18 protein-coding genes and 1 tRNA gene are annotated in these 19,572 nt (G+C 61.3%); 12 read left to right on the top strand and 7 right to left on the bottom strand.

Annotation, left to right across the window (positions count from 1 at the left end):
• Positions 1–36: 36 nt before the first annotated feature.
• Together J2W40_RS09320 and J2W40_RS09325 are read right to left on the bottom strand one after the other, a co-directional pair.
• The gene (locus tag J2W40_RS09320; protein ID WP_310223898.1) at positions 37–759 is read right to left on the bottom strand and encodes a GIN domain-containing protein; all 723 of its coding nucleotides are present in this window, start codon (positions 757–759) and stop codon (positions 37–39) included.
• Entirely contained in the window at positions 711–1,457 is a 747-nt protein-coding gene (locus J2W40_RS09325) for a head GIN domain-containing protein (RefSeq protein ID WP_310223900.1), read from the bottom strand. The genes J2W40_RS09320 and J2W40_RS09325 overlap by 49 nt, the downstream gene beginning before the upstream one ends.
• A gap of 119 nt (positions 1,458–1,576) precedes the next feature.
• Here J2W40_RS09325 and J2W40_RS09330 point away from each other — a divergent pair, with 119 nt between their 5' ends.
• Positions 1,577–3,160 (top strand): M28 family metallopeptidase, encoded by a 1,584-nt coding sequence (locus J2W40_RS09330; RefSeq protein WP_310223903.1) that lies wholly within the window; start codon positions 1,577–1,579, stop codon positions 3,158–3,160.
• A 38-nt stretch (positions 3,161–3,198) separates the two neighbouring features.
• Here J2W40_RS09330 and J2W40_RS09335 read toward each other — a convergent pair whose 3' ends face one another.
• Both J2W40_RS09335 and J2W40_RS09340 read right to left on the bottom strand, forming a co-directional pair.
• Positions 3,199–3,816: a YceI family protein gene (locus J2W40_RS09335; RefSeq protein ID WP_310223905.1), complete on the bottom strand. Its 618-nt coding sequence runs from the start codon at positions 3,814–3,816 to the stop codon at positions 3,199–3,201.
• A 165-nt stretch (positions 3,817–3,981) separates the two neighbouring features.
• A complete protein-coding gene (locus J2W40_RS09340) occupies positions 3,982–4,107 on the bottom strand; it encodes an entericidin A/B family lipoprotein (RefSeq protein ID WP_310223947.1) in 126 nt (41 codons plus the stop codon).
• A gap of 139 nt (positions 4,108–4,246) precedes the next feature.
• Here J2W40_RS09340 and J2W40_RS09345 point away from each other — a divergent pair.
• The 3 genes from J2W40_RS09345 (at position 4,247) to J2W40_RS09355 (ending at position 8,485) form a co-directional block, all read left to right on the top strand.
• A tRNA-Val gene (locus J2W40_RS09345) sits at positions 4,247–4,321 on the top strand.
• Positions 4,322–4,436: 115 nt separating this feature from the next.
• On the top strand, positions 4,437–6,656 hold the full coding sequence (locus J2W40_RS09350) for a S9 family peptidase (protein ID WP_310223907.1): 2,220 nt from the start codon (positions 4,437–4,439) through the stop codon (positions 6,654–6,656).
• A 98-nt stretch (positions 6,657–6,754) separates the two neighbouring features.
• The gene (locus J2W40_RS09355; RefSeq protein WP_310223909.1) at positions 6,755–8,485 is read left to right on the top strand and encodes a putative 2OG-Fe(II) oxygenase; all 1,731 of its coding nucleotides are present in this window, start codon (positions 6,755–6,757) and stop codon (positions 8,483–8,485) included.
• A 6-nt stretch (positions 8,486–8,491) separates the two neighbouring features.
• Here J2W40_RS09355 and J2W40_RS09360 read toward each other — a convergent pair whose 3' ends face one another.
• Positions 8,492–9,202 carry a class I SAM-dependent methyltransferase gene (locus J2W40_RS09360; RefSeq protein ID WP_310223911.1) on the bottom strand — a complete coding sequence of 237 codons (711 nt, stop codon included), beginning with the start codon at positions 9,200–9,202 and terminating at the stop codon, positions 8,492–8,494.
• 165 nt (positions 9,203–9,367) lie between these two features.
• On the opposite strand from J2W40_RS09360, the gene J2W40_RS09365 reads away from it, so the two are divergent.
• From J2W40_RS09365 to J2W40_RS09390, 6 genes are all read left to right on the top strand, one after another.
• Positions 9,368–10,393 carry an aspartate-semialdehyde dehydrogenase gene (locus J2W40_RS09365; RefSeq protein ID WP_310223912.1) on the top strand — a complete coding sequence of 342 codons (1,026 nt, stop codon included), beginning with the start codon at positions 9,368–9,370 and terminating at the stop codon, positions 10,391–10,393.
• 45 nt (positions 10,394–10,438) lie between these two features.
• On the top strand, positions 10,439–10,681 hold the full coding sequence (locus J2W40_RS09370; protein WP_310223913.1) for a FitA-like ribbon-helix-helix domain-containing protein: 243 nt from the start codon (positions 10,439–10,441) through the stop codon (positions 10,679–10,681).
• The gene (locus J2W40_RS09375) at positions 10,681–11,118 is read left to right on the top strand and encodes a type II toxin-antitoxin system VapC family toxin (RefSeq protein ID WP_310223915.1); all 438 of its coding nucleotides are present in this window, start codon (positions 10,681–10,683) and stop codon (positions 11,116–11,118) included. Before J2W40_RS09370 ends, J2W40_RS09375 begins: the two co-directional genes overlap by 1 nt.
• A gap of 81 nt (positions 11,119–11,199) precedes the next feature.
• Positions 11,200–11,961 carry an alpha/beta fold hydrolase gene (locus J2W40_RS09380; RefSeq protein ID WP_310223917.1) on the top strand — a complete coding sequence of 254 codons (762 nt, stop codon included), beginning with the start codon at positions 11,200–11,202 and terminating at the stop codon, positions 11,959–11,961.
• Between the two features lie 54 nt (positions 11,962–12,015).
• Positions 12,016–13,893 carry a M2 family metallopeptidase gene (locus J2W40_RS09385; protein ID WP_310223918.1) on the top strand — a complete coding sequence of 626 codons (1,878 nt, stop codon included), beginning with the start codon at positions 12,016–12,018 and terminating at the stop codon, positions 13,891–13,893.
• A gap of 32 nt (positions 13,894–13,925) precedes the next feature.
• Entirely contained in the window at positions 13,926–15,077 is a 1,152-nt protein-coding gene (locus J2W40_RS09390) for a GGDEF domain-containing protein (protein ID WP_310223920.1), read from the top strand.
• Positions 15,078–15,092: 15 nt separating this feature from the next.
• Here the strand turns inward: J2W40_RS09390 and J2W40_RS09395 are convergent, their stop codons facing one another.
• Together J2W40_RS09395 and J2W40_RS09400 are read right to left on the bottom strand one after the other, a co-directional pair.
• Entirely contained in the window at positions 15,093–16,547 is a 1,455-nt protein-coding gene (locus J2W40_RS09395) for an AMP nucleosidase (protein ID WP_096062066.1), read from the bottom strand.
• Positions 16,548–16,634: 87 nt separating this feature from the next.
• Positions 16,635–17,117, bottom strand: a complete 483-nt coding sequence (locus tag J2W40_RS09400) for a peroxiredoxin (RefSeq protein ID WP_310223922.1) — start codon at positions 17,115–17,117, stop codon at positions 16,635–16,637.
• Positions 17,118–17,237: 120 nt separating this feature from the next.
• Between J2W40_RS09400 and J2W40_RS09405 the strand changes: the two genes are divergently transcribed.
• Together J2W40_RS09405 and ahcY are read left to right on the top strand one after the other, a co-directional pair.
• The gene (locus J2W40_RS09405) at positions 17,238–17,798 is read left to right on the top strand and encodes a YqgE/AlgH family protein (RefSeq protein WP_310223924.1); all 561 of its coding nucleotides are present in this window, start codon (positions 17,238–17,240) and stop codon (positions 17,796–17,798) included.
• Between the two features lie 140 nt (positions 17,799–17,938).
• On the top strand, positions 17,939–19,357 hold the full coding sequence (ahcY, locus tag J2W40_RS09410; RefSeq protein ID WP_310223926.1) for an adenosylhomocysteinase: 1,419 nt from the start codon (positions 17,939–17,941) through the stop codon (positions 19,355–19,357).
• The last annotated feature ends 215 nt before the right edge of the window (positions 19,358–19,572 follow it).

The raw sequence follows: 19,572 nt of genomic DNA on the forward strand, positions 1-19,572 counted from the left end.
AATCTTAATGCGGTGCGAAGTCACCCGTTTCCAGGCTCAATAGGTCTCACCACCGCAGGATATTCTGCCCGTGCCGCGATTGTCGATCGTACAGGCGGGCTTGCCGTTCACTGCAACATCGCCTGATCCCGTGGTGACGATCCTGGCGCTTACCTCGCCAGTCAGGGTAACACTGCCCGGCCCATCATTGGAGATGCCTGCCTGTCGCGCCCGCAGCCCTCCTGCCGCGACCTCGCCTGGACCATTGACGCGGATATTGGCGACCCCTGCGCGACCGGCCAATGTCATCCGGCCACCACCCGACAAGGCGGCGTCGAGGCGATCCAGTGCCACGTCCGTAACGTGCACATCGCCATTGCCGCCCAGCATGATCTGCCCCTGCAATCCTTTCATCCGGTCGACTGTTACTGACCCGCCGCCGGTCAACATGATTCGTTCGACCATGCCGGTGGATAGTCGCAAAGTTGCCGAACCACCGCTCCGTTCGCCCGACCGGGGACGCGCCATGGTGACGATGAGCAATCGGCCCGAAACATCGACCTTTAACCGATCGAGTGTCGCTTGATCGCCCTCTGCCCGTGCTGACGCGCCGCTGCCGGTCGTTACGACGATGGTGACTGGCGCATCCGCACGGATCGCATCGAAGCTGGTTATGGTGAACCCGCGCGTCGCCGCCTGTGCGGGCGGTGCGATCAACAGCAGAGCCAGCGTCAGGGTGCGCAGCGCGCTTCGCCCGGTCCCATACTGTTGATCGTGCATTGCGCCTTGCCTTTCACTCTTACATCCCCCGCGCCCGTGATCTTGATAGCCACCCGGCCGTCCGACGCAATGTCGATATCCCCCGCGCCCAATGTTTCGACATCGGCGGTTCCGACCTTCAAGTCTTTACCGTCTATGTCGCCGGCGCCTGTGATCGACAGTTTCGCGTTCTCAGCGCGGCCGGTAATCTTGATCGATCCGGCTCCGGTCATGTCAGCCGTAAAACGGCCGACATTGATCTGGTCTGCACGAAAATCCCCCGCGCCCGTTAGGGACAGCTTCAAGGCCTCGCCCTCGACCCGGTCGATGGCGAAATCGCCCGCGCCCGTCAGCGCGACAGAAGAGATAGCGGGCATAGTGACGAAAATCTTCACACCCTTGCTTCTGTCCTTGCTGCCCCAATTCCAGATGCCCTTGGACTTGCGGCCGATGACCAGCTTGTCGCCCTTGACCGCAATGTCGAGGTCAGCGACCGCTGCGGCCTCGCCCTCCGCGCGAACATTGAAGGGCGTGCCGATCGTTACCGACACGTCGTCTGGCCCGGTCGCATCTATTGCCGCAAAATCCTTAAGCGCTGCCCATTGCTGCGCGCTCGTCCGCGCGGCCTGCCCAGCGGCAGACGGATCGGCGGAGCAGGCGGTCATCGGGAATGCAAGGCCGACAAGCAGCAAGGCATAGAGGTTGAAAGGGCGGGACATTGCAATCTCCATTACTGTATTGCGGTAATAATACACGTTGATGGTAGCGGTTCCAACCCCTCTTGTTCGTATAACCAGTTCGGGCAAGATAGGCCCGAACCGTTTTGGAGAATCCCATCATGCGTGCGCTTTTTTCCGCTCTCCCGCTTCTTTCGCTGGCGTTGTCCGCGCCGGTGCTGGCGCAGGGGGATGACGGTGCGGCCTGGTGGGCGCATGTGCAGATATTAGCCGACGATGCGATGGAGGGGCGGGGAACCGGCACGCCGGGTTATGACCGCGCGGCGGATTATGTCATCGACCAGTTCAAGGCGCTGGGCCTCAAGCCCGCAGGGGTGGGTGGCTACAAGCAGCCGGTTGACTTCGTCGAACAGCGAATCCAGTCGGACCGCAGCAGCGCAGCGCTGGTCGGGCCACAGGGGGAAGTGCCGCTGGCGGTGCCGGGCGACCTTATCTTCTCCGGCGGCGGCGGCCCGGTTCCCGAAAATATTGACGCGCCGATGGTGTTTGCCGGATATGGCCTGCACCTGCCCGAAGTCGGCCATGATGATTTTGCCGGGCTGGACCTTAAGGGCAAGATGGTGGTCGTCCTGTCGGGCGGGCCGACGACGATTTCGGGGGCGCTCAAATCCCATGCCCGGTCCGAGCGCGCGCAATGGCTCGCGGCGCAGGGCGCGGTCGGCCTGATCATGCTGGTCACGCCGAAACAGGTGGAGATACCATGGACGCGGCGCATCGCCCTGGCTGGGGCACCCGCTCTCTATTATTGCGACGCGGCGCTCCGCGAAACGCGCACGCCGTTTCTGGGCGCGCAGCTTGATCCCGCCAAGTCGGCAGCCCTGTTCGCAGGATCGGGGCAGGATTTTACCGCCATTGCCGCCGCCGCCGATGCGTCCGCGCCGGTTGCATCCTTTCCGCTTGCCGTGCGGCTCAAGGCACAGGTTGCCGCTACCCGGCGCGACCTGTCGTCGCCTAATCTGATCGCAGTCCTGCCCGGCAGCGACCCGAAATTGCGCAATGAATATGTCGTTATGTCCGCGCATCTTGACGGCTATGGCATCGGTACGCCGATGAAGGGCGACGCCATCTATAATGGCGCGTTCGACAATGCGTCGGGCGTGGCCAGCCTGCTGGAAATCGCCAAAGCGCTCAAGGCCAGCAAGGTGAAACCCAAACGCTCGATCTTGTTCGCGATGGTCACGGCGGAGGAAAAGGGCCTGCTTGGATCACGCTATTTCGCGCGGCGGCCGACCGTGCCGCAGAAGAGCATCGTCGCGAACCTCAATTTCGATATGGCGCTGCCGATCTTCCCGCTGACCAGCGTGACGCCGGTCGGCTATGATCAAAGCTCGCTGGGGGGCGTGGCGCAGGCGGTGAGCGCCGCGATGAATCTGCCGATCACGCCCGATCCTTTCCCAGACCGAAACGTCTTCATCCGTTCCGATCAATATGCCTTCATCCGTGAAGGCATTCCCGCCCTCTTTTTCAAATATGGGTTCAAGGCGGGTACGCCCGAAGCCGAAACGGAAAAAGCCTGGCGCGCGAACCTCTATCATTCGCCCTTCGATGATCTGAACCAGCCGGTGATGCCCGCCGAAACGGCGAAGCTGAACGCCTATGTGACGGCCGTGACGTTGCAGGTGGCGAACGTGGCGGAGCGGCCGACCTGGAATGAGGACAGCTTCTTCAAACGGTTCGCGAAATAGGGTGCCGGGGGGGGATGACCTCCCCCCAGCGATAGACTTTACTTCTGGAAACCGGCGATGATCTTGAGTTCGACTGCATCGCCGACCACGGGCACGGCATAGCCAAGGCCAAAGTCGCTGCGCTTGATTGATCCGGTGGCGACGAAGCCGACATTTTCCTGCTTGTTCATCGGGTTGGCACCCGCGCCGTAAAATTCGGCGTCCAACGTTACTGGCTTGGTGATATCCTTGATGGTGAGGTTGCCAGTGATGGTTGCGCCGGTGCCCTCTGCCTTGACGCTGGTGGACACAAATTTGGCGGTCGGGAATTTGGCGACATCGAAGAAGTCGGCCTTGAGCAGATGCTCGTCCAGCTTGGTCACGCCGGTCTTGAGGTTGGCGATCGGGATTTCAATGCTGACGGTAGAGGCGGATGGGTTCGCCTTGTCGAGGGTCAGCGTGCCGGTCGGTTCGGCAAAGATGCCGACATTATTCGTGAAGCCCATATGATCATAGGCAAAGACGACCTGGGTATGGCCGCCATCGACCTTGTAGCTGCCACCGCTGACCTTCGCGACATCCTTCGCGCCTGGTACGCCCGTGGGGGCTTGCGCAATGACCATGCTGCCACCGGCAATGGCGACGAGGGCGGCGGCGGGAATGAGATATTTCTTCATGGGGAAGACTCCAGAAACGATCAAGGGACGCCACCACAATAGGTTGCGGTCATAACAAGTTCCAGAGTCGTAACAGGAAACGGTCCGTTCGACATAACCATGTCTTGCCGACGGTCGATGATGGCCATAGGCTGTTCATACGGCACCATGGCGATGACCATTAAATCAGCGCATGGCGTCCTTGCCTGCGCGGCCGACCGACTCGATGTCGCGGCCGACGCCCTGCACCGTATTGCAGGCTGAAAGCACCAGGAGAAATCCGCTCATCAACAGGCACAGTGCCGGGCGCATCATGTCATCACTCCAATTTTACCGTCATCCTCCTCTATCGCCGGGCGTCGGCGGCGGGAAGAGCTATTGCGCAGGTCATCGCCCGCGTCCGCTTGACAGCAGCGGCCTTCAATGCCAATGGCCGCTTCCTCCTTGCAGGGGGCGCGTAGCTCAGTGGTAGAGCACACCCTTCACACGGGTGGGGTCGCAGGTTCAATCCCTGCCGCGCCCACCATGGCTTTAACGCCATGACAGGACAGATTATTTCCCGGCATTGATCTTTTGATACGCGGCTTTAATCCTGCGGTCCTGATCCGGCGCGTGCGCGCGTCGAGCCCGAAAGGATGTTGATGCCCCCTTATCTGAAAGCTGGTGCGGCGCTTGGCGCGTTGTTGGTGAGTTCTGCTATTGGCGTACAGGCGCAGGAAAGGCTGACGCTGGAACGGGTGTTCGCCAGCCCCGATCTTGCTGGACCACAGCCCCGCGCGCTCACATTGTCGCCGGACGGAAAGCTGGTGACGTTGCTCAAGCCGCGCGTGGATGAAAAGGAGCGGCTCGACCTGTGGGCGATCGACACCGCCACCGGCGCAGAGCGGATGCTGGTCGATTCGAAGAAGACCGGCAGCGGCGCGGCGCTGAGCGAAGCGGAAAAGATGCAGCGCGAGCGGGATCGCAGCGTCGCGGGCAGCACCGGCATCACCAGCTATGACTGGTCGTCCGATGGCAAGACCATCCTCGTGCCGGTCGATGGCGACCTGTATCTCGCCGCGCTGGATGGGCAGGTGACGCGGTTGACCGACACGCCCGATGGCGAGCTGAACGGCGTGGTCAGTCCCAAGGGGCGCTTCGTATCCTTCGTGCGCGGCGGCAACCTGTTCGTGCAGCCGATCGGCGGCGCGGAACGGCAGATCACGCAGGGCGCGAGCGATACGGTCAACTGGGGCGTGGCCGAGTTCGTCGCGCAGGAGGAAATGGACCGGCGCACGGGCTATTGGTGGTCGCCCGACGAGGCGATGATCGCGGTGGCGCGGGTCGATGAAGGCCCGGTCGGCATCGTCACCCGCACCGCGATCGGCGGGGAGGGGACCAAGGTTTATCAGCAACGCTATCCGGCGGCAGGCACGCCCAATGCGCTTGTCGACCTTTATGTGATGAAGCCGGATGGATCGGGCCAGGTGAAGGTCGATCTCGGCCCGGATCGCGACATCTATCTGGCGCGGGTCAACTGGTCGAGGGATGGCCGCACCCTCTATGTCCAGCGGGAAAGCCGCGACCAGAAGCGGCTCGATCTGCTGGCGGTCGATCCCGCGACGGGCAAGGGCCGGGTCATCCTCACGGAAACGGCGAAGAGCTGGGTCAACCTGTCCAACAATTTCCGGCCACTGGCCGACGGGAGTTTCCTGTGGTGGTCGGAAAAGACCGGCCATGGGCATCTCTATCATGTGCGTGGGAGCAAATGGACGGCGCTGACCAGCGGCAAGTGGGACGTGCGCGACGTGGTGGGCGTGGATGAGGGCAAGGGCCTCGTCTATTTCACCGGCAATCGCGAAACGCCGCTGGAGCAGCAGCTTTATGTTGCGCCGTTGACCAAGGCCGGGGCCGCGCAGGCGTTGACGCGCAGTGGCTGGTGGAACGATGCGGTGATGGACGGCAAGGCCAGCCGGATCGTCGTCAGCCGTCAGAATAGCGACCAGCCAAAGCAGGTCTATCTGGCCGACAATAAGGGCAAGCAATTACAATGGTTGTCGGAAAATGCGCTGACGGGCAGCCATCCTTATGCGCCCTATATCGCCAGCCATGTGAAGACGAGATTTGGCACGGTGAAGGCAGCAGACGGCACGAGGCTCTACACCAAGATCATGACCCCGCCGATCGAACCGGGGAAACGCTATCCGGTGTTCATGATCCATTATGGCGGTCCCGGCGGCGGGCGTCAGGTGACCAATAGTTGGAGTGGGGCGCTTAACCAATATCTGGTCGACCGGGGCTGGATTGTCTTTGCGATCGACAATCGCGGGACGCCCGATCGCGGCAAGGCGTTCGAGGACCATCTCTATCGCGCGATGGGCACGGTGGAGGTCGAGGACCAGTTGACCGGCGTAGACTGGCTCAAGGCGCAACCTTTTGTCGATCCAACGCGGATCGCAACTTATGGCTGGTCCTATGGCGGCTATATGTCGCTCAAGCTGCTGGAGAAGGCACCGGGGGTATTCGCGGCGGCTGTGGCTGGCGCGCCGGTGACGAAATGGGAATTGTACGACACCCATTATACCGAACGCTATCTGGGCCAGCCGCAGGATACGCCCAGCGCCTATCCCGCGTCGGGCGCTGTCGATGAATCGGTGAAGATCGTTGATCCGCTGCTGCTGGTCCACGGCATGTCCGACGACAATGTCGTGTTCGACAATGCCACCGCGCTGATGGCCAAGATGCAGGGCGCGGCAGTGCCGTTCGAAATGATGGCCTATCCGGGCCAGACGCATCGCGTCGGCGGGCCGGGCGTCAGCGTGCATCTGTGGCGCACGATCGAGGACTTCCTGACCCGCCGCGGGTTTGCGCCTGCGCCATGACAGGCACTTTGCACCCGGAAGATGTCAAGCGCCTTCAACAGGCCCTGGAGGCGTTGCAATCCGGGCGGGCCGCTGTCGCCGAACAAATGCTACGGGCGATGGACGTTCAGCTACGTAATCATCCCGATGCGCTGTATATATTCGCGTCCGCGCGCCGCGCCCAAGGCGACATGGCCGGAGCACGCCTGGCGTTCGAAGTTGCGCTGAAAGGGGCAGCGACCCATGCACAGCTTTGGAATGCCTATGGCAACCATCTGCATGACATGAAGGAAGGGGGCGCAGCCATAACAGCGCTGCAACGAGCAACGGCGCTGCAGCCTCATTATGCGGAAGGTTGGATCAATCTGGCAATCGTAGCGACAGACCAGGCGCGGTTTGCGATTGCAGAAAACGCGCTTGGGCAAGTGGCACGGATAGCCCCGCAGGATAATCGCATCCTTCATGTGCGGGCTATGTTGGAGCAGGCGCAAGGGCGGCCTGACGCGGCTGCAGAAGCGTATCGGGCCTTGCTCTTGCGAACCCCGTCGGATTTTCGAACATGCTATAATCTCGCTACTGCTTTGCGTGCCGCTGATGATCGTGCAGGCGCGCTCGAAGTTGTGGAACGCGCAATCGGAGGCGGATTGGACATCGCCCAGACCCTCACTTTGCGTGCGCACATTTTGGCCGAACAGGGGCGTGTCGATGAAGCAGTAGTCCAGTATCGCGCTGTGCTACGCCGTTTCCCTGATCATATTGATGCCCAGGATACGCTGGCCAGGCTGTTGCCACAGATCGGACGGGGGAGCGAAACGTTCGACTCTTTGGACCAGGCGATCGAACAGCGGCCACAACATCTCCCGCTTCTGATGGCAGCCATTCGCATTGCCATCGACATTCAGGATCATGAGCGCGCCTTGGCGTTTATAGATCGAGCGCAGCCACTACTCAGTGATCCCAATCAGCTAGGCGTTGCCCGCATCCGCGCATTGGGTCTGGCCGGGCGGCAAAAGGAAGCAATTGATGTGGGCCAACGCCTTGCCGTTGTCGACCCGGTGCGTGTGGGCCTGCAAGCCAATCTGGCCCAATTGCTCCTAGCGCAGGGCGATCCCAAGCAGGCCTTAGGCCATGCGCTGCTCGCTACCCAGCATGCGCCATTGGACCAGACGGGCTGGGCGCTGCTGACGATCATATGGCGGCTGCTTGGGGATGAGCGTGAGCATTGGTTGGCGGACTATGATCACTATATATGGGAACGCGATATTGGCACACCCGACGGGTGGAGCGACCAATCGACCTTCCTGGCTGATCTGCGCGAGTCACTTGAGCGCTTGCATGTGACGACTGTCCATCCTGCCGATCAAACGTTGCGCGGCGGGACGCAGACACGCGGCGATTTGTTCGATCGGCGCAGCTGCCCCGTTATCATGGCACTCAAGCAGCAATTACGTCGATGCGTACAATCCGTATTGGCAGAATTGCCCGTTGAGGCCGGTCATCCATTTCTGAGTCGGCGTACTGACGACATCCGATTTTCTGGATCATGGTCCGTCCGCCTCCGCGAGAGCGGCCACCATGTTCAGCACATTCATTCTCAAGGTTGGATTAGCTCGGCTTTCTATGTCGCCGTGCCTGATATTCTACCGACGGACCAGCATCCCAACGCTGGCGCGATCCTGTTCGGCGTACCCGACGAGGCCCTGAACCTGGACGCCTTGTCGCCCCGCCGGGTGATACAGCCGCAGGTCGGTCGGCTCGTACTTTTCCCCTCCTATCTATGGCATGGGACGGCACCTTTTTCGGGATCGCAATCGCGGATCACCGTCGCCTTTGATGCCTTGCCAGCCTGAAAACCGCTATCGCCAGGCGTGGAAGATCGCCCGGCGATAGCGGTCCTTGCGGCGGAGCGGCATGGCCCATTTGCGCCAGCCCTGATTGTCGAGCGCTTCGGGTAGCACCTGGAACCGGCTATAGCCGAAGCGGCGGCACATTTCCTGCAAGGCCAGGATATTGGGCGCCCAGAAATTGGTGGGATCGCCGTCCAGTTCCAGTTCGGTGAACAGCCGCATCGCGGGCACTGGTTCGTGACGCAGCGCCGTTACCGTTTCGACCACCAGATGATCGCGGCTCATGGCGGCGGCGGCCTCCAGTGTGCGATAGGGGTCGGGCACATGGTAGAGGACGCCCAGCAACAGCACCATGTCGAACTGGCCTAGTTCCTCTACATTATGCTCCGATACGTCGAGATCGAGCGAGCGCACCTTGGACCCGAAACGGGCATGGGCATGATCGAAGCCGCGCTTGTCGCCCCAGCCTTGGCCCGACCAGCAGAAATGGTCGGTCGCCAGAACATCCGCCGCGCCGCGCTGCTCGGCCTGAAAGGAGAAAAAGCCATCCCAGGCTCCGATATCAAGCACGCGCTTACCCGCAAGTGGCGCGATGAATATCTGGTCGGCTTCTTCCTGCAGCGAGGCTAACGGCTTGATGCCCTCGGCGCGGGTGCCGTCGGCAAAGGCGAAGCTGTGAAACCAGCGGTCGGGCAAGGGCGGCAGCAGCGCTGACTGCATTAGTTACGTTCCGTTTTTCAAGGAGGAGGAAGGAGGGCACATCGTTTCGACGCGATGGATATTGCGCCTGCTATCGGGTGGACAAGCCCTTCTTTCTGGACAAAAGGCCCAGTATCGCTATGGCGCGCACTCCGCAAGATTTGCTTTGGAGTGGAGAGTCTAGTCATGGGTTACAGGGTCGTCGTCGTAGGTGCCACCGGGAATGTGGGCCGCGAAATGCTGACCATTCTCGCCGAGCGCGAGTTCCCGATTGACGAGATCGCGGCGGTCGCTTCCTCGCGTTCGCAGGGGCTGACCGTCGATTTCGGTGATAGTGGCAAGACCATCAAATGCCAGAGCATCGAGCATTTTGACTTTACCGGCTGGGACATCGCTCTGTTCGCGGCAGGCAGCGGCCCGACGGCGCAATATGCACCCAAGGCGGCAGCGGCCGGTTGCGTCGTGATCGACAATAGCTCGCTTTATCGGATGGACCCGGACGTTCCCTTGATCGTGCCGGAAGTGAACCCCGATGCGATCGATGGGTATAAGAAGAAGAACATCATCGCCAACCCCAACTGCTCGACCGCGCAGATGGTCGTGGCGTTGAAGCCGCTGCATGACTTTGCCAAGATCAAGCGTGTCGTCGTCGCGACCTATCAATCGGTGTCGGGCGCAGGCAAGGCGGGCATGGACGAGTTGTTCGAGCAGAGCCGCAACATCTTCGTCGGCGATCCGGCCGAGGCCAAGAAGTTTACCAAGCAGATCGCCTTCAACGTGATCCCACATATCGACGTTTTCCTGGACGATGGGTCGACCAAGGAAGAATGGAAGATGGTCGCGGAAACCAAGAAGATCCTCGATCCCAAGATCAAGCTGACCGCAACTTGCGTGCGCGTTCCCGTGTTCGTTGGCCATAGCGAAGCGATCAACATCGAGTTCGAGAACGAAATTTCGGCCAAGGAAGCGCAGGACATATTGCGTGAAGCGCCCGGCATCATGCTGGTCGATAAGCGCGAGGATGGCGGCTATATCACGCCGATCGAATGCGTCGGCGATTTTGCCACCTTCATCAGCCGCGTGCGCGAGGATTCGACTGTCGACAATGGCATCAACCTGTGGTGCGTCAGCGATAATCTGCGCAAGGGCGCGGCGCTGAACGCGGTGCAGATCGCCGAACTGCTGGGCCGTCGCCACCTCAAAAAGGGCTGACCTCTCTGCCTTGCCTCTATGCTATCGTGATGATAGCATAGAGGGATGGGTCAGGTTCTTATCCGCAATCTTGATGATCATGTCATCGCGGCCTATCGCGAACTGGCGGTGCGTAATCAGCGTTCGTTGGAAGCAGAACTGCGCGATGCGCTGACGCGCGGTCGGCCGATGACCGGCGATCGCTTGAACCGCATGTTGACCCGGCTTGAAGATATTCGCGCGATGACGCCCAAAAACGTCCGGCAGACGCCGCCTGAAGAACTGCTGCGAGAAGATCACGCAGACTGATGCTCATCGTTGACACAAGCGTTGCTGCCCGTTGGGTCATTGGCAGCGATGATCCTGTTCTGTCGGATGAAGTCAGTATTGCTCTCACTCTTTTGCCGCGTCGACTGGTTGCGCCCGACTTGCTGATGGCCGAGTTCGCCAACATCATGTGGAAGAAGGTGCGAGCGCAGGAAATCGGTCCCGCTCAGGCCAGGGAGGCGGTGGCAGTGCTGCCCGACATCGTCGAACTGATCCCGACTGCGGGCCTGGCCGATCGCGCCATGGACATAAGCCTGCAACTGGACCATCCGGCCTATGATTGCTTTTTCCTGGCCGCGGCGCAAATGCTGGAAACCATCGTCATTTCGGCTGACAGAAGGCTGGTTCGTTGCTGCGCCTATACGCCATTTGCGGGTCTGATTGCGGGCCTGACGGATCGTCCGTCCTGGCAGGCATAGCGAGTTCCGGTTTTGATCGCGCTCTTGCGCCGCCGTGACTGACGCCATATCGGCAAACGGCCCCCAGCGAAGGACCAAGCCATGACCGACCTCCCCATCGAACGCCACGATATAAAGGGTTTCGACGGCCTGCCGATCGCGGTGCATGTTGCGGGCAAAGGGCGGGATCTGGTGCTGATCCACGGCTATTTCTCCAACGCCTACACAAACTGGATTCGTTATGGCCATGCCGCCAAGCTGGTGGCGGCGGGCTTCCGCCTGATCATGCCGGACCTGCGCGGGCATGGCGAAAGCGGCAAGCCACATGATCCCGCCGCCTATCCGGCCGATGCGCTGACCGATGACGGTCTGGCGCTGATCGAACAGATGGGGCTGACCGATTACGATCTGGGCGGCTATTCGCTGGGTGCGCGGACCACAGTGCGGATGCTCGCGCGCGGCGCGACCCCGCGTCGGGTGATTTTGGCGGGTATGGGGTTGCGCGGTCTGGTGCAATCGCTCGACAATGGCGGCTATTATCAGAATGTGCTTACCAATCTCGGCACGTTCGAACGCGGCACGTCGCAATGGATGACCGAAGCTTTCCTCAAGACGACCAAGGGCGACCCGGTGGCCCTGCTTCATATTCTCAATACGTTCGTCGATACGCCCGAAGCCGTCATTGCCGGGATCGCGCAGCCGACCAAGGTCATCTGCGGCGCGGACGATCAGGATAATGGCGTGGCGCAGGAACTGGCCGATATTCTGCCCCATGGCAGCTACACCGAGATTCCCGGCAACCATATGAACGCTGTGACCCGCAAGGAGATGGGGCAAGCGATGGCCGATTTCCTGACCGCTTGACGGCGTATCACGGTCAGGTCACTCTCCCCTCATAAGCCTAATGAGGGGACTCCCATGAAAATCGCCGTCTCGATCGCCGCGCTTGCGGCCGCTCTTATGATATCGCCCGCCATGGCGCAGCAGGCGCCTGCGCCGACGGCCGCCGAGGCCGACGCCTTCCTCGCCAAGGCGGAAAAGGCGATGTTCGACCATTCGCTCATTTCCAGCCGGGCCGCCTGGATCAATTCCACCTATATCAGCGACGACAGTGACGCTGTCGCTGCCTATTTCGGTGCGATCGGCACCACCATGACGGTCGATTACGCGCTGGAGGCGGCCAAATATGCGACCGCGCCGGGCCTGTCGGTGGAAACCAAGCGGCGGCTCGACCTGCTGCGCACCGCACTCACTTTGCCTGCCCCGACGACGCCGGGCGCGGCCCAGCAGTTGAATGACCTTTCGACCCGGCTCCAGTCCACCTATGGCAAAGGCAAGGGTACATTGAACGGTCAGCCGATCAACGGCAGCGACATCGAAGAGAAGATGGGTTCGAGCCGCAATCCGCAGGAACTCAAGGAAATGTGGTTGAGCTGGCACGATAATGTCGGCGCGCCGATGCGCGGCGATTATGCCAAGCTGGTCGATATTGCCAATGCGGGCGCGAAGGAATTGGGCTTTGCCGATACCGGGGCGATGTGGCGGTCTAAATATGACATGCCTGCGGACGATTTCGCCAAGCTGACCGACAAGATCTGGGCGGAGGTGAAGCCGCTCTATGACGAATTGCATTGCTATACCCGCACCAAGCTGAACGAAAAATATGGAGCAGAGGTGCAGCCCACGACAGGCCCGATCCGCGCTGACCTGCTCGGCAATATGTGGGCGCAGGAATGGGGCAATATCTATGATGTGGTGGCGCCTGCAGGCGCTGGCGACCTGGGCTTCGATGTCGGCGAGCTGCTCAAGGCCAAGGGCTTTGTCGAAACCCGGCCTGATCAGGTGGATGGCCCCGACACGCCGGAAAAGCAGCGGCGCGGCTATTGGGAAAAGCAGATGTTCAAGATCGGCGAGGGCTTCTATTCCTCGCTTGGGCTGGAGCCGCTGCCCGCGACCTTCTGGGACCGCACCCAGTTCATCAAGCCGCTCGACCGGGAAGTCGTGTGCCATGCGTCCGCCTGGGATCTGGACAATAAGGACGACCTGCGCGTCAAAATGTGTACCAAGATCAACAGCGACGATTTCGTGACCATCCATCACGAGCTGGGCCATAATTATTATCAGCGCGCCTATAACAAGCATCCCTATCTCTATCTGGACGGGGCCAATGACGGCTTCCACGAAGCGATTGGCGATTTTGTCGCCTTGTCGATTACCCCCGATTATCTGGTGAAGATTGGCCTGCTCGATGCCGCCAAGGTGCCCGGCGCGGACAAGGATCTGGGGCTGTTGCTGCGGCAGGCGATGGACAAGGTCGCGTTCCTGCCCTTTGGCCTGCTGATCGACAAATGGCGCTGGGGTGTGTTCGACGGATCGATCCCGCAGGACAAGATGCAGGAGGGATGGACCGACCTGCGCTTGCAATATCAGGGCATCATCCCGCCTGCGCCGCGCGATGAGACGAAGTTCGATGCTGGCGGCAAATATCACATCCCCGGCAACACGCCTTATACACGCTACTTCTTAGCGCGTATCCTGCAATTCCAGTTCTATGAAGCAGCATGCAAGCAAGCAGGGTGGAAGGGGCCGCTCCATCGTTGTTCCTTCTATGGCAACAAGGATGTCGGGGCGAAGCTCAACGCCATGCTGGAAATGGGCGCGTCCAAACCCTGGCCCGATGCACTGCAAACTTTTACCGGAAGCCGGAATATTTCGGGGAGAGCGATGACAGCCTATTTCGCACCACTGCAAAAATGGCTGATCGCACAGAATAAAGGTAAGTCTTGCGGCTGGTAACTTCGGTGTAAAGTCTTTAAGGGCCGCCCCCCATGAACCCGGCGATCATCATCATTGCCCTGCTGTTCTTCACCAGTGTCATCATGACACTGGCAATGGGGGTGGCCTGGCTGCATTTTGGCCGACAGCGGCATGTGCTGAGCTGGGCGCTATCCTATGCGGCCGCAATGGTCCAATGGCTGGCCAATGGCGGCGGTATAGCCCTGGACAGCCGCGGGCTGATGGCGTTGACGGCCTGCTGCATCGTCACCAGCGGGACATTGATGCTGGTTGGCGTGCGGCAGCGATCGGGTCGGCCAGTGCCTTGGCGCAGTTTGATCGCGCTCGGTATGTTGGTCAGTGGCGCGGGCATATATGTCTCGCTGATCGGCGATCGGGCGCTGCAGGGCATGGTCGTGCCCTCCTATGTCGCCGTGCTGATGCTGTGGGCTGCTGCTGCGCTGTGGCCCCGCGACCGCCGGTTCAGCGCCCCGGAAATGGCCTTTTTCTGCATGAGTCTGCTGCTCGCGCTGTTCGAGGTCGGGCTGGTAGTCAGTGCCGCCATGGATCTGGGTCGAGCGCCCGGCCAAGGCTTGGCGCTGTATCGCGCGCTGCTGGGATTGGGACTGCCATCCATCTATGTCGGCCTTGGCGTTGCGGCGGTGATGGTCGTCGCTGGCGATCTTGCCCATCAACTGCGCAAGCAGATGCGCCACGATCCTCTTACCAATGTCTTGAACCGGCGCGGGCTGGATGAGGCAGCGGCGCGCGCAATGGCCCATGCCGCCAGGCACCAGCGACCATTGGCGCTGGTTATCTGCGATCTGGACGGGTTCAAGGCCCTCAACGATGGTCATGGCCATATTGCGGGGGACGCAGCGCTCTGTGGCTTTGCCCGCCTGCTCACCAGTGCGGTACGGCGCGGCGATATAGTCGCCCGCCTGGGTGGCGATGAGTTTGGCTTGCTGCTGGTCGACACCGATGCCCCTGCTGCGGCCGATGTGATGGAGCGGGTACGGGCTGAAATAGGGTTTCTCGTAGTCCCATTCGCTCCCCAAGCTGCCTTGCGTGCGAGCTTTGGCGTTGCTGAAATGATCGCTACGGACGACAACCTGGAGGATATGGTAGCGCGCGCCGATACGGCGCTTTATGATGCCAAGAGGGAAGGCAAGAACCGCGTCGCCATCTGGCGCGCGGCTGCCTGATTACCGGTCCCCTGATCAGCGAAACGGCGGCTCGTTGAAGGCGCGCAGTTTGCGACTGTGCAGCTTCGCCCCCTCCTTGCGTAGCAGTTCGCAGGTCATCAGCCCGACGCGCAAATGGCCTGCAATCGCTTCCTCATAAAAGCGGTTGGCCTGTCCCGGCAGCTTGAGTTCGCCATGGATCGGCTTGTCGGATACGCAAAGCAGTGTGCCGTAGGGAACGCGGAAGCGGTAGCCCTGCGCCGCGATCGTGGCGGATTCCATGTCGATCCCCACGGCCCGCGACAGGCTGAAACGCAGCGCAGAGCTGGAATAGCGCAATTCCCAATTGCGATCGTCGGTGGTGACGACGGTGCCGGTGCGCAGGCGACGGCGGAAATCCTCCTTGTCGCCACCACCCAGCACGGCTTCGGCAGCGCTGGCCATCGCGACCTGTACTTCAGCGATGGCCGGAACCGGGATTTCGGGCGGCAGCATGGCGTCGAGCACCTTGTCGTCGCGCAAATAGGCATGCGCGAGGACATAGTCGCCGATCCGCTGGCTGGGACGCAAACCACCGCAATGGCCGATCATCAGCCAGGCTTCGGGGCGCACCACCGCGAGGTGATCGCAGATCGTCTTGGCATTGGCCGGGCCGACGCCGATATTGACGAGGGTGATGCCGCTGCGATCGGGGGCTATCAAATGATAGGCGGGCATCTGGTGCCGGCGCCAGGCGCTGTCGGCGATCATCCGCGCAGGGTCGGCAGTTTCGGACGTGACATAGACGCCACCGGCGCCTGACAGGGCGGTGAAGCGGCTGCCTTCGCGCTTTAGTTCGGCGCAGGCCCAGGCCACGAATTCATCGACATAACGGTGATAGTTAGTGAACAATATGTAGCGCTGCACATCCTCGGCTGGCGTGCCGGTATAATGTTTGAGCCGCGCCAGCGAGAAATCGGTGCGCAACCCGTCGAACAGCGCCAGGGGCCGGTCGCCATCGGCATTGGGAATAAACAGCCCATCGGCGATTTCGTCGCCAATCTCGGCCAGTTCCGTCGCCGGGAAATGCCGCGCGAGTTCGGTCGGCGGCGTGCCATCGAGCGCGCTGATGTCCAGCCCGTCCAGCACATAGGGGAAGGGGATTTGCTGGGTGCTGAGGCCCGTTTCCACCTCGACGCCATAGTCGCGGACCAAAAGGTCGATCTGTTCGGCCAGATAGTCGGCGAACATCGCCGGGCGGGTGATGGTGGTCACATAGCGGCCGGGCTTCGAGAGGCGCGCGAACGAGCGGCCGGGCGGCGGCATGTCGCTTTCACCATGATAGATGATGCGCAGTTCGGGATAGCAGAAAAGCCGCTCGCTGCGCGCGGTGGCCGCAGGCACGCTGCCGTCGCGGGCGTAGGCGCGCATGGCCTCACGCAGATTTTCGATGGATGTCTGGTAGATATGGTCGAGTTGCGCGACCGTCGCCTTGCCGATGCTCTGTGTCATCGCCCCCTGTTACCGCCTTTGCGTGACGGAAGGAAGACGCTTGCTGCAACAAAGGCGCGCTGGTTGTTCAGCGCGCCTTCGCAACGATCAGAGCTGGCCCAGCATATGGTCGGCCGAGGAAACCTTATAGTCGCCCGGTTCCTCGACATTCAGTTCGGCGACGACGCCATCCTTGACGATCATCGAAAAACGCTGGCCGCGCGTGCCAAGGCCGAACTTGCTGCCGTCCATGGTCAGGCCCACCGCCTTGGCGAAATCGCCATTGCCGTCGGCCAGCATCGTCACCTTGTCATCGGCACCGGCGGACTTGCCCCAGGCGCCCATGACGAACACGTCGTTGACGGCGGTGCAGGCGATTTCATCCACGCCCTTTGCCTTGAGCGCATCGGCTTTTTCAACGAAGCCGGGCAAATGCTTGGCCGAACAGGTGGGGGTAAATGCACCCGGCACCGAGAAGATGGCGACGGTGCGGCCCGCGAAATAGTCGTCTGAAGCGACCGCTTCGGGGCCGTTCTGCGTCATCTTGGTAAAGGTCGTGCTGGGCAGGCGCTCGCCTGTGGCAATGGTCATGATCATATCTCCTGGCCTTGTGTCGGGCGGGAGGTCGGGCTTGGCGGTCCGACTGTCAAGGGGAGGGGGTATCATGCAAGCCGTCCTTGGCAATGCCGTGCGTGTGGCTATAGTCGGGCGATGGACCAGTCGCGCTTCTATGGCGGGCATTTCCTGCTCGCGCTTCCCGGCATGGACGACATGCGCTTCGATCATTCGGTGATCGCGCTGTGCGTGCATGACGAACATGGCGCGCTGGGCATCGCCGTTGGCGAGGAAATGGAGGAGGTGCGGCTGCGCGACCTGCTCGAAAGTTTCGATATCGACGGCAGCGGCGTGCCGGACATGCCCGTGCTGCGCGGTGGCCCGGTCGAGCCGCGGCGGGGCTTCGTGCTCCATTCGCTCGACTGGGCGGGACAGGATATGGTGCAGGTCGATGACCGCTGGGGCCTGTCGGGCTCGCTCGACATCTTGAAGGCGATCGGGGAAGGGCGGGGGCCAAGTCGCTATCTCGTGGCGCTGGGCTATGCCGGATGGGGCGCGGGCCAGTTGGAACAGGAGATGACCGGCGAGAGCTGGTTTCTGGCACCGGGGGACACGGATTTGCTGTTCGAAACGCCCGCGCGCCGCAAATGGTCTGCCATCTTCGCCGCGATGGGCATCGATTCGTCGCATCTGGTGAGCGGTGCCGGGTCTGCCTGAGCGCCACAGGCGATAGGCACATAAAGACATCTTTATATTGCATTGCCATCAGGCCCGCCGCTTGGTAAAGCCCGGCCCATCGTCGCCGCCCGGCTCATGTCAGCGGTGCCAGCCTTTATTTGACTGACGGAGATATGCTCGTGGCCACCGTACCCGCCGCCAAGGCGCAGGATTATGTGATTGCCGATATCGGCCTCGCTGCCTTTGGCCGCAAGGAAATGGATATTGCCGAAACCGAAATGCCGGGCCTGATGGCCCTGCGCGAGGAATTCGGCGCGTCGCAGCCGCTCAAGGGCGCGCGCATCACTGGTTCGCTACACATGACGATCCAGACCGCCGTGCTGATCGAAACGCTGACCGCGCTGGGCGCCGAAGTGCGCTGGGCGACTTGCAACATCTATTCGACACAGGACCATGCCGCCGCCGCAATCGCCGCGTCGGGCGTGCCCGTCTTCGCCATCAAGGGCGAAACGCTGCAGGAATATTGGGACTATGTCGAGCGCATCTTCGACTGGCACAATCATGAGTCCGGCGTCTGCAACATGATCCTGGACGATGGCGGCGACGCCACCATGTTCGCGTTGTGGGGCGCGCGGGTTGAGGCCGGTGAAGAATTGTTCACGCCGTCGAACGAGGAAGAGGAAATCTTCTGTGCGGTGCTTAAGCGCGTTCTGGCCGAGCGTCCGGGCTGGCTGACCAAGACCGTCGCCAGCATCAAGGGCGTGTCGGAAGAGACCACCACCGGCGTCCATCGCCTCTATGAACTGGCCAAGAAGGGCAAGCTGCCCTTCCCCGCGATCAACGTGAACGACAGCGTCACCAAGTCGAAGTTCGACAATCTCTATGGCTGCAAGGAATCGCTGGTCGACGCGATCCGTCGCGGCACCGACGTCATGTTGGCCGGTAAGGTCGCCTGCGTCGCGGGTTTCGGCGATGTCGGCAAGGGCTCGGCCGCCTCGCTCCGCAATGGCGGCGCGCGCGTGCTGGTGACCGAAGTCGATCCGATCTGTGCCTTGCAGGCGGCGATGGAAGGCTATGAAGTCGTGACGATGGAAGAAGCCGCGCCCCGCGCCGACATCTTCGTCACCGCGACGGGCAACGAAGCCGTCCTGACCGTCGATCATATGCGCGCCATGAAGAATATGGCGATCGTATCGAACATTGGCCATTTCGACAGCGAGATCGAGATTGCGGGCCTCGCCAATATGAAGTGGACCGAGATCAAGCCGCAGGTTGACGAAGTCGAGTTCCCGGACGGCAAGAAGATCATCGTCTTGTCGAAGGGCCGCCTAGTTAACCTGGGCAACGCCACGGGTCATCCGAGCTTCGTGATGTCGGCCAGCTTCACCAACCAGACGCTGGCGCAGATCGAGCTTTGGACCAAGAGCGAGCAATATGGCAACGACGTCTATGTCCTGCCCAAGCATCTGGACGAAAAGGTCGCCGAACTGCATCTGGAAAAGCTGGGCGTGAAGCTCACCAAGCTGAGCCAGCGCCAGGCCGACTATATCGGCGTGCCTGTCGAAGGCCCCTACAAGCCCGACCACTACCGCTACTGATAATTGGCGATCCTCCCCTCGCAGGGGAGGTGGCTGGCCATAGGCCAGACGGAGGGGTGTCACCCTATCGATAGGGTGACACCCCTCCGTCAGCACTTCGTGCTGCCACCTCCCCCACAGGGGCAGGGCTATCGCATATGACCAAGCATTGAGAGAAGGAATGCATCGTTCCACCCTGCTCGTTTGATTTTGCCTTTGATTGATCCCTTGTCCGG

The sequence above is a fragment of the Sphingobium xenophagum genome (assembly GCF_031457465.1).
Taxonomy (GTDB): domain Bacteria; phylum Pseudomonadota; class Alphaproteobacteria; order Sphingomonadales; family Sphingomonadaceae; genus Sphingobium; species Sphingobium xenophagum_A.

Coding starts and splice junctions, on each gene's coding strand:
- J2W40_RS09355 (WP_310223909.1), top strand. CDS start 6,755: ATGGACGTTCAGCTACGTAATCATCCCGATGCGCTGTATATATTCGCG.
- J2W40_RS09395 (WP_096062066.1), bottom strand. CDS start 16,547: ATGACACAGAGCATCGGCAAGGCGACGGTCGCGCAACTCGACCATATC.
- J2W40_RS09335 (WP_310223905.1), bottom strand. CDS start 3,816: ATGAAGAAATATCTCATTCCCGCCGCCGCCCTCGTCGCCATTGCCGGT.
- J2W40_RS09385 (WP_310223918.1), top strand. CDS start 12,016: ATGAAAATCGCCGTCTCGATCGCCGCGCTTGCGGCCGCTCTTATGATA.
- J2W40_RS09360 (WP_310223911.1), bottom strand. CDS start 9,202: ATGCAGTCAGCGCTGCTGCCGCCCTTGCCCGACCGCTGGTTTCACAGC.
- J2W40_RS09330 (WP_310223903.1), top strand. CDS start 1,577: ATGCGTGCGCTTTTTTCCGCTCTCCCGCTTCTTTCGCTGGCGTTGTCC.
- J2W40_RS09340 (WP_310223947.1), bottom strand. CDS start 4,107: ATGCGCCCGGCACTGTGCCTGTTGATGAGCGGATTTCTCCTGGTGCTT.
- J2W40_RS09325 (WP_310223900.1), bottom strand. CDS start 1,457: ATGTCCCGCCCTTTCAACCTCTATGCCTTGCTGCTTGTCGGCCTTGCA.
- J2W40_RS09370 (WP_310223913.1), top strand. CDS start 10,439: ATGGGTCAGGTTCTTATCCGCAATCTTGATGATCATGTCATCGCGGCC.
- J2W40_RS09365 (WP_310223912.1), top strand. CDS start 9,368: ATGGGTTACAGGGTCGTCGTCGTAGGTGCCACCGGGAATGTGGGCCGC.
- J2W40_RS09350 (WP_310223907.1), top strand. CDS start 4,437: ATGCCCCCTTATCTGAAAGCTGGTGCGGCGCTTGGCGCGTTGTTGGTG.
- J2W40_RS09375 (WP_310223915.1), top strand. CDS start 10,681: ATGCTCATCGTTGACACAAGCGTTGCTGCCCGTTGGGTCATTGGCAGC.
- J2W40_RS09320 (WP_310223898.1), bottom strand. CDS start 759: ATGCACGATCAACAGTATGGGACCGGGCGAAGCGCGCTGCGCACCCTG.
- J2W40_RS09390 (WP_310223920.1), top strand. CDS start 13,926: ATGAACCCGGCGATCATCATCATTGCCCTGCTGTTCTTCACCAGTGTC.
- J2W40_RS09405 (WP_310223924.1), top strand. CDS start 17,238: ATGGACCAGTCGCGCTTCTATGGCGGGCATTTCCTGCTCGCGCTTCCC.
- J2W40_RS09400 (WP_310223922.1), bottom strand. CDS start 17,117: ATGACCATTGCCACAGGCGAGCGCCTGCCCAGCACGACCTTTACCAAG.
- J2W40_RS09380 (WP_310223917.1), top strand. CDS start 11,200: ATGACCGACCTCCCCATCGAACGCCACGATATAAAGGGTTTCGACGGC.